Genomic DNA, 15,303 nt, shown 5'->3' with positions numbered 1-15,303 from the left:
CTTATTGCTGCCATGCTTACCCTCACAGGCGCCGCCGAGCTGCCGGAGAACGGGCCGCGGCCAATTGCGCGACCGGAGGAAAAAGTCACGCTAGGAACGGAAAAGGCCACGCCGGATGGCGCCGCCGAGCCCGACAAGGACAAGGCCTCCGACCAGGGCAAGACGACACAAAAGGACAACGGTAAGTCAGACGACAAGGAGAAGGCTGCCGACAAGGAAAAGGATGCCGAGGAAGAGAAAGCCGCGGAGCGGCCTAAGGAGAGCGCGGCAGATGAGGCGGCGTGCCGGGTTGCCTTGCAGAAGATCGGCGCCGTCTTCACGGACGCTCCGGCCATCGAGGACGGCATGGCCTGCGGTATAGACAAGCCTCTCCTGCTAAGTGCGCTCAAGGATGGTGTGAAGGTCGAGCCCCCTGCCACGGTGCGTTGCGAAACAGCCCTCCAGCTTGCGCGCTGGATGGAAGGTTCGGTGGCGCCGGCCCTTTCGACGGCCATGCCGGGCGAGACCATAAACCAGCTCGCGCAGGCATCCGCCTACGTTTGCCGAAACCGCAACAATGCCGAGACCGGGCGGATTTCCGAACACGCTTTCGGCAATGCCATCGACATCGCCGGCTTCACGCTGAAAAGCGGCGAGACCATCACCATCCGCCCGGCCGACAAGGACCCGTCCCTCGAAGGTGCGTTCCAGCGCGCCATCACGGAGGCCGCCTGCCTCTATTTCACGACGGTGCTCGATCCCGGCAGCGACGCCGCGCACGAGAACCACCTGCATCTCGATGTGAAGGAACGGCGCGGCGGCTATCGCTATTGCTGGTAAGGCGCGCAGATTAATTGCACGGGCCTCCTGAAAAGACCCTTCGGGCCACCTATCTGTCCCGGACCCGCTCTATCCTCAAAGGTCCCCATATGACGATCACGCCCTACGAAATCTCCGTGCCCACCTTCCAGCGCGGCTTTGCCGTGCTTTCTAAATTGCTCGACAAAGCGGAGGCGTTTGCAGAAGAGCGCAAGATCAAGCCGGAAGTGCTGGTCGAGGCGCGGCTGGCACCCGACATGCTGTCGCTGGCCGGCCAGGTCCAGCGGATGAGCGACACGGCGAAGTTCGCTGCCGCGCGCCTCACCGGCACGGAAGCGCCGAGCTTCGCGGATGACGAAAAGACGCTCGCCGACCTGCGCGCCCGCATTGCCAGGACCACCGATTATCTCGCTTCCGTGCCGCAGGACGCTTTCGACGGCGCGACGGAGCGCATGGTCACGGTAAAATCGCGCGGCGGCGAACACACTTCGACCGGCAAGGAATATCTCCTCACCTTCGCGCTGCCGAACTTCTACTTCCACCTCACGACCGCCTACGCGATCCTGCGGCACAATGGCGTGCCGGTCGGCAAGCTGGATTATCTCGGCCGCGCATAGCCGGAAACGTTGGGGGCGCCCTGCGGCGCCCCCAAATCTCAGAACAGGCCTTCGATATGCCCCTGGTCGTTCAGTCGGATCCGTTCCGACGACGGCGACCTCGGCAGGCCGGGCATGGTCATGATCTCGCCTGTGATGACCACGACGAAACCGGCGCCGGCAGAAAGCCGTACCTCGCGCACCGGCACGACATGCCCGGAGGGCGCGCCACGCAGGTTCGGATCGGTCGAGAACGAATATTGCGTCTTGGCCATGCAGACCGGCAGGTGCCCGTAGCCCTGAGCCTCCCAGGCATGCAACTGGTCGCGCACGCTCTTGTCCGCGGTGATCTCCGAGGCGTGATAGATCTCCCGGGCGATGGTGTCGATCTTCTCGAAGAGCGGCATGTCGTCGGGGTAGAGCGGAGAAAACTGCGCGTGGCCGGACTCGGCCAGTTCCACCACCTTGTGCGCCAGTTCCTCGATGCCCGCCGAGCCTTCCGCCCAATGCTTGCACAGCACGGCTTCCGCGCCCAGTGTCGCCACATAGTCCTTCACCGCCTGGATTTCCGCGGCCGTGTCGGACGTGAAGTGGTTGATCGCCACCACGACCGGAACGCCGAATTTCTTGACGTTCTGCACGTGCCGGCCGAGATTGGCGCAGCCCTTGTTCACCGCCTCGATGTTCTCGTGACCGAGATCGTCCTTCTTCACCCCACCATTCATCTTCATGGCCCGCACCGTGGCAACGATGACGGCCACATCAGGCTTCAGCCCGGCCTTGCGGCACTTGATATCGAAGAATTTCTCCGCGCCGAGATCGGCGCCGAAGCCGGCTTCCGTCACGACATAGTCGGCAAGCTTCAGCGCCGTCGTCGTGGCAATGACGGAGTTGCAGCCATGCGCGATATTGGCAAAGGGACCGCCGTGCACGAAGGCGGGATTGTTTTCCAGCGTCTGTACGAGGTTCGGCTGCATGGCGTCCTTCAAGAGCACCGTCATCGCGCCGTCCGCCTTGATATCGCGTGCGAAAACCGGTGACTTGTCGCGCCGGTAACCGATGATGATATTGCCAAGGCGCTTTTCGAGATCCTTGAGATCGACCGAAAGACACAGGATCGCCATGACCTCCGAAGCGACGGTGATGTCGAAACCCGTCTCTCGCGGATAGCCGTTGGCGACGCCGCCGAGCGACCCAACGATGTGGCGTAGCGCGCGATCGTTCATGTCCATCACACGGCGCCAGGCGATGCGGCGCACATCGATGTTCTGCTCGTTGCCCCAATAGATGTGGTTGTCGATGAGCGCGGACAAAAGATTGTGCGCCGAAGTGATGGCGTGGAAATCGCCGGTGAAATGGAGGTTCATGTCCTCCATCGGCACGACCTGCGCATAACCGCCGCCAGCCGCCCCGCCTTTCACGCCGAAACACGGACCGAGCGATGCCTCGCGGATGCAGGTTATCGCCTGTCTGCCGATGCGGTTGAGGCCATCGCCGAGGCCGACCGTGGTCGTCGTCTTGCCCTCGCCGGCCGGCGTGGGGTTGATGGCGGTGACGAGGATCAGTCTGCCGTTCTTGCGGTCTTGCTGCGCAGCGATGAACGCGGCGTCGATCTTCGCCTTGTCGTGACCGTAGGGGATCAGGTGTTCGGACGGGATGCCGAGCTTCGCCCCGATTTCGACGATGGGTTTCTTTTTCGCGGCGCGGGCAATTTCAATATCGGACTTCACATCGGCCATACGGTGTCGCTCCCTCTTCAGCGTTTTTGGCTACCACGGGCTCCTCTCCCGTAGCGGCACTTTCTTGTCTTGGCGCGTCATTTCATCGTGAAGCTGTGTGCGATGCCACGCCGGAATTTGCCGCCCGGTACGCCAGAAACGACATGCAGCCCCTAAATTGCGCCCGAACTAAAAACGGCACGCATCTGACGATGCGTGCCGTCCAGAATGGATCGGGTGATCAGCGTGCCAGAACGTCGCGCATTTCCACGAGGTTGGAGCGTACGCGCAGGATATAGAAGCCGATGGTGGCCAGGTGCGTCGGCATGATCCAGCCGTCCTCGCGACCGTTGGAGATGATCGCCGGCTGGATGTTGAGGGCCGAGCGCAGCTGCTTGATGCTTTCCGTCCAAAGCGGCTCGATGCCGCGCGCCTTGATCACTGCGTCGAAATCCGCGCCGGCGGCGGAAAGAATACCGTAATAGCCGTAGAGCTGGCCATAGGCGAACCAGAATCGATCATCCGCTCGCGTGTCGAACCAGCCGCCATTGTGGAATTCGGAGCGCTCGCGAATGATGGCCGAGGTGGAGCCTATGTCATTCGAAATGCGGTCGAGGAACTCGATCAGGTTGTCGGAGCGGCCATCGAAGATCGCGTCGCACGCCTCGAGCGACGCGTTGAACTTGCGCAGGTCCGCCATCGCGGTGCGGTAGTAGTTCGGCGTCGGGGTCTTGGGCAGCAGTGAATCGGAGCCAAAATACCAGGTTTCCTCGTCGAACTGCATATTGCCGCGAGCGCGCTGGAGATCGGCGTTGATACCGGACGTGCCGCGAACGCGGCCGAGCGCATCCACGAGCTCGACGGCCGTGCGGCGGACGGTCTGGTTGACGCCGCGCTGGAACGCCGCCTTGTTGTCAAACCACGGCGTCCTGTCCCAGTCGAGCCCGAACAGGCCGAGCTTGTAGAGCAGCATGGACGAAATCCAGGCGTTCTGGTTGACGTTGTAGTCGATGAGATCGGCCGTCACGTCAACGATGGCCGAGCGCACGCAGGTCTTCGGCGCCGGCTCTGCGATTTCACCGGCGGCCGGCGTGGTGGTCGTCGTGGTTGAAGACGCTCCCGCATCCTGTTTGCGCTGCGCGAGGTTGTAGTTGTTGATGTAGTCAGGATTGAATCCGCTCCAGACCTGCGTCTGCCAGATGAAATAGGCATAGAAGCCGACGAGCAAAAGCACGCCGATGCCGATCGGTCCCTTGATGATCCAGCTGCGCTCGCGGCACCAGTTCGTCGCCGTGACGAAGGGCCAGAGCAGCCAGGCGACCGCGGTGCCGATGCCCCGGCCGATGGCCGAAAAGATGCGCTGGAAGAACGCGACGACCGGATCAAGCATAAGGGTCATCCTCTCTGATGCCGTAAAGTTTCCTGCGGAAGGCAGCCTTGTCTTGCAGATAGGTCCGCGTCAACGTCGCAACAACATAGGCGCGGAACTTTTCGCTGTATTGATCGTAGGCCGTGTAGAAACCCTGCTTGTCGAACACGAAGCGGGATACGAAGTCGTAGGGAACCATCTGCGAAATCAGACGGTTGACCAGCCACTGATCGGGATGCGCCGGGGCCGCGCGCACCAGCATGAACCGCCGCTCCGGCGCGATGTCGGCAATCTTGATCTCGCCCGTCGCCGCCACCGTGCGGATCGCCTCTTGCAGGAAGGGATAGGTCCCGTCGCGCGCCACGCGATCCGCATTGCGGTGCATCCAGGTCTGCAGCCAGATCCGGTCCATCTTTTCCAGATCGGTTGTCGGATCGGCCTGGTTGACGAGGTTCACGATCGTCATGTCTGCCCGGTGCTGGAAGAGCCCCGACGGCTCCACCCACGAGGCGCGCGGCAGTTCCAGTCGCCCCGTGGAGGCAAGGAAATCGAAGATGCGCTTATGGTCGTCGAGCGCGATGTAGCTGACCTGCCACGGGCGCGAACGGCGGAAGCCCGGCACGGTCGGATCGCAGACGACAGTCGTCGTCTTGTCGTCGAGAAAGACATAGACGCCGCCGAAATGGTTCGCCCAGTAAGCATCATGACGGAACACCAGCTGGTCGGGCACCAGCGCGTTCTGCCTGATGTCGCCGGTCTGTTTGGCGAGGTCCACCATGCGGTTGAGCATCGCATCGTCCGACCAGGCGTTCGGCACTGTCTTCAACCGATCGACCAGCCCGCGCAGCTCCGCCGCCTTGCCGAGCATGTCTTCGGCCGATAGCACCTTGAAGCGCACCTCGTTGATCGACAGCAGGTCGTCGATATCGTTGACGACCGAAACCGAGTCCTCGATCTCGCCATAGAGAGCATCGCGAATGGTGATCGCATTGATCGCCCGCGCATTCGCCGAGAAGAATTCGTGCATCAGCGCGGCGGTATTGGAAAAGCTCGTATGCACCACCGGCAGGTTCACCTGGTCCGGCGTCATGATGATGAAACGGCGGTTGACCCGGTTCGGATCGAGATAATCACGGTCGCCAAGCTCGTCGGCAATTTCCGGCGAAAAGCCCGTCATGTCGATGCGGAAACGGGAAAGCGCCGTGCGCCGCATGCCGAACCCGTCGAGCGCCTTGTTGTAGCGCTCGACAAGATGCGGCTCATCGATCGGCAGCAAACGCCCATAGATCAGTTCGGCTTCGAGGAGGAGTTTCATGCCGAGACACCGGAAACTTCAGGAATATATTTCACGCCGATGTCCTACACGAACGACAACCACGACAAGCCTGTTGTCCTGGATGTCACAAATGATCCGATAGTCGCCAACGCGATACCGCCAATAGCTTCCCAGCCGCGCGCCCTGCAAAGCGCTGCCCAGCAGGCGAGGATTTTCCGAGGAAGCAAGCTTCGTGACAAGAAAATTAAGAATGCGCTTTGCCTCGACATGACCGAGTTTATCGAGCTCTTTCTTAGCCCCTTCGGTGATCTCAATCGCCCAGGCCAAGCTCGTCCTCAACCTCCTTCAGAGAATAGACACGGCTTTCGCCACGCCGCACGTGCTCAAGTTCCTGCTCCGCGAGATAAATATCCTCGAGATCCTCGATATGCTGTTCAATGGCCTCGCGAATGTAATATGTCGCTGTGCGCCCAGTCCGCGCGGCCAACGCCTGCAGCCGCTCATAGGTCTCGTCAGGAAGTCGGATTGCCGTCTGTCTCGCCATGCCATCCTCCTTGGGGTACATGTATCCCTAACATATAGCATCTGTGCCAAGACTTTTCCAACAAAGCCGCTACCACCGCCCCTCGGCCTTCATCTTCTCCATTTCGCGGATCGCCTTCTCGCGCTGGCGTTCGCGGCGGATGATGTCGGAGACGGCGGCGTCGTCGGATTTGTCGGTGTAACGGAATTCCGAGTCGGCGTAGCGGTTGATCTCCTGCAGCACCATGTCCATCGAGATCGGGCCGCGCAGCTCCTCGATCATGGCCTTCTTCTCGTCGTAGCTCTTGTGCATGAAAGTGCCGGCATCCACGAACCAGTCGTCCGGCAGGTCCACGTCCATCGCGCGCATCTTGATCGCGTCGGTGATGTTCTTGATGGCGCGGCCGGTGAAGCGCGGCTCGGCAACCTTGATGCGGTGAAGATAGGCACCGACATCGGCGAGCGAGCGTATGGCGCCATGCTCCTTCTCATGCGCTTCCCACACGGCAAGCAACCCCTCTTCCTGCGGCCTGGCGTGCTGCCCGTAGGAGGTCGAGACGGCGCGCTTGATCTCCTGCCCCTCGAACAACGTGTGCTCGCCAAGCGGGATCGAGTGGTTCTTGCCGACCAGCATGGCGAAAATGTCGATATAGTCGTCTTCGGTCTGCGGCCCGTCCACCAGCCAGCGGGCGCCGGCGCGCTGGCGCAGCGCGTCGTCCACATTCTCCGGATAGTTGGAGAACATGCCGAAGGTGCAATTGCCGCGCACCACCGTCGAGGCGCCGGCGAAGCTTTCCATCAGCACCGCCGTCACCTCGTGCTGACCCGCGGACGCCCGGTCGTCGGAGCGCTTGGCAGCGACCTGGTCGACATCGTCGATGGTCCCGAAGCCGATCGCCTTCGGATTTATGACGTTGGTCACGAACTCCTTGCAGTTCTGGCCGGATTTGCCCTGATAGGACGAGATCTGGTCGACGCCGAAATTCTCGTAATGGAAGGCGTAGCCGGCGGTCTGGCAATAATCGTTGACGAGGCCGGCCAGCATCTGGATCAGGATCGTCTTGCCGGTGCCCGGCATGCCGTCGCCGATGAAGGTGAAGAGGAAGCCGCCGAGTTCCACGAACGGGTTCATCTGCCGTTCGAAATCATAGGCGACGAGCATCTTGGCGAGCTTCATCGCCTGATATTTGGCGATGTGGTTGCCGATGATCTCGTTCGGCTTCTTGAAGGTCATGGAAAGCGGCTTGCGCTTCTGGCCCGGCGCCACGTCGAAACCGGAGAGCGTGAAATCGTCCTGCTCGATGCGGATATGCGCGTTCTCGAAGCCGGCAAGCCCAGTGAAACGGGCGCGGCGCGAGATCAGCCCCTCGATGGCGACGCGCGAAAAGGCACGGGCACGGCTGACAAGGGCCGCGTCATCAGGCGCGCCGGCAAGTGTACGATCCAGCCCGGAGATCATGCTTTTCAGCGCATCCTGTGGCGTGTCGAACAGATAGTCCGGCTCCCCGCCGTCCTCCACCGGTTCCCCCTCGCCCGGCAATGTGGCACCGAGATAGGCGGCAAGGGTGAAAGCAGCGATATAGGCGGACGCCGCAAGCAGCGCCTTGAACTGGTTGGCCTCGTCACCGGAAAGCGGCGCGGCAAGATTGCGTGATTGCAAACCCTCAAGGTTCGTCTGGCGCGAAAAGGCATCCGTCACGGCAAGCGCGACCTGAAGCCCGCGCCGCGTGCGGTAGAGCACGGCGTGCTGCTGCGGCGACAGCAGCGGATCGCCGGCCCGCACCGCCTGGATGGTCCTTGCCAGCTCCACCTCGCGCGTGCGCCGCGCACCGGCGGTCGAGACGGTGGAGACGAAACGGCGTCCGGTACCGGCAAGGGCGGTTCCGTTCTTGCCGTCATCGCTTTCAAGGATCACAAGCTTGGAAACGAGGCTCTGTGCGGCGGCCTGATGTTTGGCGATGTCGTCTTCGTGGATCGTCGTCAATCCGGCATTGAGGCTCATGGGGAATCCTTATGCAAAATCCGGGAATGCGGGCCGAGACCATTTGGCCTCAAACCTCGCTGATCACCTGGTTTCCTGAAATCACATGCACCTTGTAGGCGCCGAAAATGCCTTCGGTTTCCCCGGCGGCGTAGAGCGCCTGATAGGCATCGTGCGGCACAAGCGCATGTTTCTCATAGGCGCTGACGCCCATGCGGGTGGCTTCGAGATCGCTGGTCTCGATGTGGAATTCCTCCTGCGCCGGCGTCGAGCTCCAGAAGCCCTTCTGGGCGGGGCGCTCGGCCTTTGAGAACACCTCCTGCACCGTCCAGGTCAGAAGCCAGGCGTTTTCCGGCCGGCGCACCTTGGAGAGGATATCGTTGATACGCGCATTGTTCTCTGTGATGCCGGCCGAATAGAACGGCCCCAGCACGATGCGGCGCAGCTGCTTGGGATGCAGCGTGGGGAAATCCTTGTCGAGGTTGGTGGCGATCGTCACCGGCGTCAGCGAATAGGCGCTGTTCTTGAGGGCGAAATCGTCGAAGCGGCTGGCAAGCTCCGGGTTGAGCAGCCCGCCGACCGGCAGCGGAATGTCGACATCCGGATTTAGCTTGCCGTCCTTCGTCACGAGCATCTTCACGACGTTTTCGCTCGAATCCTCGATCATCGCCATATAGACCATCGGCAGCGTCGCCGAGCCGTCGAACGCCCCCCAGCACACCACGTAGTAGGGCCGCATGGTCTTGGGATTGACCGCGACGCGAATGGTCTCGGGCAGCACGAAGGGCGAGAAGATGTCGCCCTTGCCGATCTGCTCCAGATAGAGCCGTTCGGCCATGCGGGCCTGCAGATCGCTCGGGAACGCCTTCTGGCGAAGAATGAAATCCGCCATTTCCGTGCGCAGCTGGTCGGCATTCGGCATGGAGGAAAGCCGTTTTTCCGCGCTCTGCCGGTCGTTTTCCAGTTCCAGCACGTTCTGGAACACCGGGAATCCGCTTTCGGCCCGCGACACGCGGAACTGGTCGACGAAGCCGATGCGGTTCTCCCAGCAGGCAAAGGACGCCTTCAGCCGCGCGAGATAGGGCATGATCACCTCGCCCACCACGGAATTGCGGTAGAGCGGCGAATTGCGGTCGCCGAGAAAGATCTCGAGACCGCCGAGCGCGGATCGGATGGTGGAAAAATACTGCGCGATGGCGCTGTCGGCTGGCGCGTTCATTGGGGGTGTGCCCCATTGCTCGTGAAGGCGGAAAACACCCCCCTCTGCCCTGCCGGGCATCTCCCCCACAAGGGGGGAGATGGGATGGGGTGAACGACCTGCCCTTCCTTGACGTCGACCGCTGACACTTTTGTGACGTCACGATCGAGACGCGGACCGCGCGAACTGCCGATCTCCCCCCTTGTGGGGGAGATGCCCGGCAGGGCAGAGGGGGGTGTCACCGCGCCCCGTAATCCCATGCCTGAAACCATCACGACTTCACGTAGTTCGCGGCGTTGTGCTTGTCCATGACGGCCTGGAACCGGCGGGCGAAGGCGTCGTCGGCAAGTTTCTTGCGGCGCTGGATGTCCTGCGTCGCCAGCATGTTCTTCTCGTGCATCTCCAGGAGGTCGCCGATATGGCGCTGCGAAGCGGAGCCGATGCCGGCCATGGTTTCCTCGGCGGCCGTATCGACCTGCGAGCCGAGCGTGTTGATCTTGTGCGCCACGTCCTGCTGGGCAGCCGTCTTCAGCGAGTCTTCCAGCGCCTTGTAGAGCACGATGCGCTGCTCGGTATCGATAGTCAGCTTGTTGATCAGCGTGTTCTGGGCGGCGATCTGGTTGTTGAGCGAATCCACGAAGGTCTGGAACATCGAGGTGTAGCGCTCCAGCGTCTGGCTTTCGGCCAGAAGCTCCTGCTCCTTCGCCTGCATCTGGTTGTACTCGGTCGCCAGCGCCGAGCGCTCGCCTTCGAGATCCGTGCGGGCGCGCTGGTCCGTGGAGGCGGCGATGCGGTTTTCGAGGTCCATCAGCAGCGGGTTCAGTTCCTCGATACGCTTCTGGGTGGCCTCCAGATTGGTCATCGTGCCCTTGCGGCGCTCGATCACGCTGATCAGGCTGGCCTCGGAAGTCTTGTAGCGCTGCTCGAGGATCGACTTCTGCTCCTTGAGGATGCCGACGATCGTGTCGGACTTGGCGAGCAGTTCCTGCAGGTTGCCGGCAAGCGACATGTTGCGCACACGGTCGGTGCGCATGCGCTGCATCTTCTGCTTGGAGAACATGCCGATGAACTTTTCGTAGCCCGTATAGCTCTTCATGCTCTCGAATTCGGTGCCGAAGATGTTGGTCGCATCCTCCAGCCCGATGATGAGGTCGGCGATGTTGCCTTCCATGACCTTCTGCTGGTTGATGACGTCCTGAATGCGGGCGTTCTCGATATCGAAATTGACGTCGCCGAGCTTGGTATCCGCCTTGGCGAATTGCTCCAGCACGATGCCGGACTGCTCCAGCTTGCCGCGCATCTGGTCGACGACCGAGCGGGTTTTCTCAATTTCCGTATCGAAGTTCTGAAGTGTGGCCATATGCCTCTATCCCCTTGAGCTCTCCACGGCAGACGTCTTCGCCCCCCGATTTATTCCGGCGCAACACTATACGATTTCAGACAGATAGGAACCTGCCTGCGTGTTTTCCCGCAGAACATGTGGGACAGGCGGGACGCGCCGCAAGGCTGCGCGGGAAATTTTTCAGCGCCCGCTAGGGGGCCGGGGCCGCCTTCAGGAACGCAATGAGATTTGCGATCTCCTCCGCCTTGCGCAATCCGGCAAACGTCATGCGCGTGCCAGGCACCATCGCCTTGGGCGCCATGAGGTATTCGGCCAGAAGTGCTTCGTCCCAAACCTTGCCGCCCTCGGCGAAAGCCTTCATGGCGGGCGAATACGTATAATCCGCAACGGACGCGACGGGCCGGCCCACGATGCTGGCCAGCGTCGGCCCCACGCGGTTGACCGGTTCGATGGAGTGGCAGGCCTGGCATTTGCGGAAGACCGCGGCACCGGCGGCAGCGTCCCCGTCCGCGAAGGCCGGGGTGACAAGACAGAGCAAGGCGGCCAGTGCGGCAAGCGGCTTCATCGCGGGGCTCCTTTGCCGGCGCCGAACCTCAGTCGGTATTCATTATGTCGTCCCAATGCCGGCGGCAGTAGGATACATATTTGTCATTGCCGCCGATTTCCACCTGCGCGCCCGATTTCGCCACCTCGCCGTCGGCGCCGAGCCGCACCACCATCGTGGCCTTGCGCCCGCAATGGCAGATGGTGCGAACCTCGCGCATTTCGTCGGCTATGGCGAGCAGCGCCTTCGAACCGGGAAACAGCTTGCCCTGGAAATCCGTGCGCAGGCCGTAGGCCATGACGGGGACATGCAGCCGGTCGGCCACGCGGGCGAGCTGCCAGACCTGTTCCTCCGTCAGGAACTGCGCCTCATCGACGAAGACGCAGGCAATCGGCCCCTCGCCGTTGCCACTCAGCTCCTCGATATGGCGATAGAGATCGTCGCTCTGGTCGAATGCGATGGCGTCGGCGGAAAGGCCGATGCGTGAGGAGATGCGGCCGGCACCGGCGCGGTCGTCGAAGGAGGCGATGAAGATCGCCGCGCGCATGCCGCGTTCGCGGTAGTTGTAGGACGCCTGAAGCAGCAGGGTCGACTTGCCCGCATTCATCGTCGCATAGCTGAAATAGAGTTTGGCCATGATTTTCTCCGTCCCCGCCTCATGGCCCGTCGGGGGGCGATTTTCCAGCCGCAAACGGCTGAAAACCACAGAAAACACGGGGGCCCATCCGGTGCGACATAGATGTGTTAAATTGCGAACAGGCCCGAAATTTATTGGACCTTTCAGGGGCTTCCGGCTAGTTCAGACGGCTTGAAAGCCCATTGTTTTGATGATTTTCTAATACACCAGTTATAAGGGGAGCCATAAAATGAACTCTGCATCGCCATTCAAGACCCTGCTTGCCGCCGCCGTTTCCGTCATCGCGCTGGGCGTAGCCGGCGCATCCGCCGCCGAAGCCGAAAGCTGTGGCAAGGTCCGTTTCTCGGATGTCGGCTGGACGGACATCACCGCGACCACCGCCACCGCCACGACCATCCTCAAGAACCTCGGCTACGAGACGGAAGTCACCGTGCTTTCGGTGCCCGTCACCTACACCTCGCTGTCGAACAAGGACATCGACGTTTTCCTCGGCAACTGGATGCCGACGATGGAAGCCGACATCAAGCCCTTCCGCGAGGACGGCTCGGTCGAGACCGTGCGCGAAAACCTGGAGGGCGCCAAGTACACGCTGGCGACCAATGCCAAGGGTGCCGAACTCGGCATCAAGGATTTCGGCGACATCGCCAAGCACAAGGACGAGCTGGGCTCCAAGATCTACGGCATCGAGCCGGGCAATGACGGCAACCGTCTGATCATTGACATGGTATCGGGCAACAAGTTCGACCTTTCGGCCTTTGAAGTGGTTGAATCCTCCGAGCAGGGCATGCTGGCCGAAGTCGCCCGCGCCGAGCAGGACGGCACGCCGGTCGTCTTCTTGGGCTGGGAGCCGCATCCGATGAACGCCAACTTCAAGCTGACCTACCTCACCGGCGGTGATGACGTCTTCGGCCCCAACTTCGGCGGCGCGACGATCTACACCAACGTTCGCAAGGGCTACACGACCGAGTGCCCGAATGTCGGCAAATTCCTGCAGAACCTCAAGTTCTCGCTGGAAATGGAAAACCAGATCATGGGCAAGATCCTGAACGACGGTCAGGATCCGGAAGCCGCGGCAACCGAATGGCTGAAGGCCAACCCGGCCGCCATCGAGCCGTGGCTCGCCGGCGTCACGACGAAGGACGGCAGCGGCGAGGCCCTGCCGGCGGTCAAAACCGCGCTTGGTCTCTAACAGACAAGAATCGGGCGGGGAGGAAACTTTCCCGCCCTTCTTGCCGCCGGATACTGCGATAGCTTCAGACATATCCGAGCGGTTTTGCGCCTGCGCCTGCGGACGCCTTGCTGCAAATATTCGCACTCCAGCCAGGGACCTACTCTCGTGGATTGGCTTACCGTTTCCAAAATTCCGATCGGCCCCATCGCCAAAGAGGTTGTCAGCTGGCTGACGACGAACGGCAAGGGACTGTTTGATTTCCTGAAAGTCTTCCTGCAGGCCGGCATCGATGCCGTGCTCTATGTGCTGCAGGGCCCGTTCGCCAGCGCCGGCGGCAAATTCGGCTATTCCATCGCCCTCATCCTGCTCGTCTCGGCCGCAAGCTGGTATTTCCGCCGGTCCGTCGGAGTGGCGCTCTTCACCTTCTTGGGCCTCTTGCTCATCGTGAACCAGGGCTACTGGAAGGAAACCACGGAAACGCTGGCCCTCGTTCTGGCCGCAACCGGCGTCAGCATGGTCGTCGGCGTGCCGCTTGGCATCACGGCCGCCCGCCGACCCTGGTTCTATTCCATCCTGCGGCCGATCCTCGATCTCATGCAGACGATCCCGACCTTCGTCTACCTGATCCCGGCTCTCATCCTTTTCGGCCTCGGCATGGTGCCTGGCCTGATCGCGACGGTGATCTTCGCCATCCCCGCGCCGATCCGCCTCACCCGCCTCGGTATCATCTCCACGCCGCCCGCGCTGGTCGAAGCCGCACAGGCCTTCGGCGCGACGCCGGGTCAGGTGCTGCGCAAGGTCGAGCTGCCCTTCGCCATGCCGCAGATCATGGCGGGCCTCACGCAGACAATCATGCTGTCGCTGTCGATGGTGGTCATCGCCGCCCTCGTCGGCGCCAAGGGCCTTGGCGTTCCCGTCGTACGCGCCCTCAACACCGTGAACATCTCGATGGGTTTCGAGGCGGGCCTGTGTATCGTCATTCTCGCGATCATTCTCGATCGCCTCTTCCGCGCCGCTGATGAAGGAGACGGCAAATGACCGACGCTGTCGTCTTCAACAACGTTTCCATCATCTTCGGCGACAATCCGCAGAGAGCGCTCGCTCTGGCCGATGCCGGCAAATCGCGCGACGAGATCGGCGCCGAAACCGGACTGGTGCTCGGCGTGGCCGATGCCACGCTGTCGATAAACGAGGGCGAAATCCTCGTTCTGATGGGCCTGTCCGGCTCGGGCAAGTCGACGCTGCTGCGCGCCGTCAACGGACTTGCACCCGTCGTGCGCGGCGACGTTGCGGTCAAGGCCGGCAACGGCGCGGTGACCCCCTACAAGGCGACGCCCAAGGCGCTGCGCGACTTCCGCATGCACACCGTCTCCATGGTGTTCCAGCAGTTCGCGCTCCTGCCTTGGCGCACGGTTGCCGACAATGTCGGCTTCGGCCTGGAGCTTGCCGGCGTGCCTGATAGCGAGCGCAAGGCCCGCGTCGCCGAGCAACTCGAACTCGTCAACCTCACCAAATGGGCGAACCGCAAGGTCAACGAGCTTTCGGGCGGCATGCAGCAGCGTGTCGGCCTCGCGAGAGCGTTTGCGACGGGCGCGCCGATCCTGCTCATGGACGAGCCGTTCTCCGCGCTCGACCCGCTGATCCGCACCCGCCTGCAGGATGAACTCCTGGAGTTCCAGCGCCGGCTGAAGAAGACCATCATCTTCGTCAGCCATGACCTGGATGAGGCCTTCCGCATCGGCAACCGCATCGCCATCATGGAAGGCGGACGCATCATCCAGTGCGGCACGCCGCAGGAGATCGTAAAGAACCCGGCCAACCAGTATGTCGCGGATTTCGTGCAGAACATGAATCCGATCAACATGCTGACGGCGCACGATGTCATGCAGCCCGGCGCCTCGCACAGCGGCACCGTCACGGCCACCACCGCGCCGGAAACGCCGCTGGTCGATGTGCTCGACGCCATGGCGCGCACGCCCGGCAATGTCGGCGTCGTCGAGAACGGCACCGTCGTCGGCACGATCAGCGCACAGGACATCATAGGCGGATTGACGCGCCACCGCCGACGCGGCTGACAACCGGCTAGCTTCGGTCTAGACAGGGCGGCGCTCTCCGGGGCGCCGCCTTTTTCTTGCCGATACGGAGCCGAAC

15 protein-coding genes are annotated in these 15,303 nt (G+C 62.0%); 5 read left to right on the top strand and 10 right to left on the bottom strand.

Going from position 1 to position 15,303, the window contains the following annotated elements:
• Positions 1-12: 12 nt before the first annotated feature.
• Positions 13-819, top strand: a complete 807-nt coding sequence (locus MNR02_RS04715) for an extensin family protein (RefSeq protein ID WP_241948268.1) — start codon at positions 13-15, stop codon at positions 817-819.
• Positions 820-908: 89 nt separating this feature from the next.
• Positions 909-1,415, top strand: coding sequence for a DUF1993 family protein (locus MNR02_RS04710; RefSeq protein ID WP_241948267.1), 507 nt, complete (start codon positions 909-911; stop codon positions 1,413-1,415).
• A 38-nt stretch (positions 1,416-1,453) separates the two neighbouring features.
• Here the strand turns inward: MNR02_RS04710 and MNR02_RS04705 are convergent, their stop codons facing one another.
• The 10 genes from MNR02_RS04705 to MNR02_RS04660 form a co-directional block, all read right to left on the bottom strand.
• On the bottom strand, positions 1,454-3,133 hold the full coding sequence (locus MNR02_RS04705) for a formate--tetrahydrofolate ligase (protein ID WP_241948266.1): 1,680 nt from the start codon (positions 3,131-3,133) through the stop codon (positions 1,454-1,456).
• A 220-nt stretch (positions 3,134-3,353) separates the two neighbouring features.
• On the bottom strand, positions 3,354-4,502 hold the full coding sequence (locus MNR02_RS04700) for a DUF2333 family protein (RefSeq protein WP_241948265.1): 1,149 nt from the start codon (positions 4,500-4,502) through the stop codon (positions 3,354-3,356).
• A complete protein-coding gene (locus tag MNR02_RS04695) occupies positions 4,495-5,796 on the bottom strand; it encodes a DUF6638 family protein (protein ID WP_241948264.1) in 1,302 nt (433 codons plus the stop codon). The genes MNR02_RS04700 and MNR02_RS04695 overlap by 8 nt, the downstream gene beginning before the upstream one ends.
• Positions 5,797-5,814: 18 nt before the next feature.
• Entirely contained in the window at positions 5,815-6,084 is a 270-nt protein-coding gene (locus tag MNR02_RS04690; protein WP_241948263.1) for a type II toxin-antitoxin system RelE/ParE family toxin, read from the bottom strand.
• Positions 6,068-6,301, bottom strand: a complete 234-nt coding sequence (locus MNR02_RS04685) for a DUF6290 family protein (protein WP_241948262.1) — start codon at positions 6,299-6,301, stop codon at positions 6,068-6,070. Before MNR02_RS04685 ends, MNR02_RS04690 begins: the two co-directional genes overlap by 17 nt.
• A gap of 69 nt (positions 6,302-6,370) precedes the next feature.
• Positions 6,371-8,281: an AAA family ATPase gene (locus tag MNR02_RS04680; RefSeq protein WP_241948261.1), complete on the bottom strand. Its 1,911-nt coding sequence runs from the start codon at positions 8,279-8,281 to the stop codon at positions 6,371-6,373.
• Between the two features lie 49 nt (positions 8,282-8,330).
• A complete protein-coding gene (locus MNR02_RS04675; protein ID WP_241948260.1) occupies positions 8,331-9,479 on the bottom strand; it encodes a hypothetical protein in 1,149 nt (382 codons plus the stop codon).
• Positions 9,480-9,729: 250 nt separating this feature from the next.
• A complete protein-coding gene (locus MNR02_RS04670) occupies positions 9,730-10,818 on the bottom strand; it encodes a hypothetical protein (protein ID WP_134646944.1) in 1,089 nt (362 codons plus the stop codon).
• Positions 10,819-10,990: 172 nt separating this feature from the next.
• Positions 10,991-11,365: a cytochrome c family protein gene (locus tag MNR02_RS04665; RefSeq protein WP_241597965.1), complete on the bottom strand. Its 375-nt coding sequence runs from the start codon at positions 11,363-11,365 to the stop codon at positions 10,991-10,993.
• A gap of 28 nt (positions 11,366-11,393) precedes the next feature.
• A complete protein-coding gene (locus MNR02_RS04660; protein WP_241948259.1) occupies positions 11,394-11,981 on the bottom strand; it encodes a thymidine kinase in 588 nt (195 codons plus the stop codon).
• A 229-nt stretch (positions 11,982-12,210) separates the two neighbouring features.
• On the opposite strand from MNR02_RS04660, the gene MNR02_RS04655 reads away from it, so the two are divergent.
• The 3 genes from MNR02_RS04655 to choV all read left to right on the top strand — a co-directional run bounded on the left by MNR02_RS04655 (position 12,211) and on the right by choV (position 15,227).
• Entirely contained in the window at positions 12,211-13,170 is a 960-nt protein-coding gene (locus tag MNR02_RS04655; protein ID WP_241597961.1) for a choline ABC transporter substrate-binding protein, read from the top strand.
• A 147-nt stretch (positions 13,171-13,317) separates the two neighbouring features.
• Positions 13,318-14,190 (top strand): choline ABC transporter permease subunit, encoded by an 873-nt coding sequence (gene choW / locus MNR02_RS04650; RefSeq protein ID WP_241948258.1) that lies wholly within the window; start codon positions 13,318-13,320, stop codon positions 14,188-14,190.
• Complete coding sequence (gene choV, locus MNR02_RS04645; RefSeq protein ID WP_241948257.1) at positions 14,187-15,227, top strand: choline ABC transporter ATP-binding protein; 1,041 nt, start codon at positions 14,187-14,189, stop codon at positions 15,225-15,227. Before choW ends, choV begins: the two co-directional genes overlap by 4 nt.
• Positions 15,228-15,303 lie beyond the last annotated feature (76 nt).

The organism is Shinella sp. H4-D48 (assembly GCF_022637395.1).
Lineage (GTDB): Bacteria > Pseudomonadota > Alphaproteobacteria > Rhizobiales > Rhizobiaceae > Shinella > Shinella sedimenti.
Note: the sequence above shows the minus strand (reverse complement) of the source record. Positions and strands in the feature narration are given on the sequence as shown.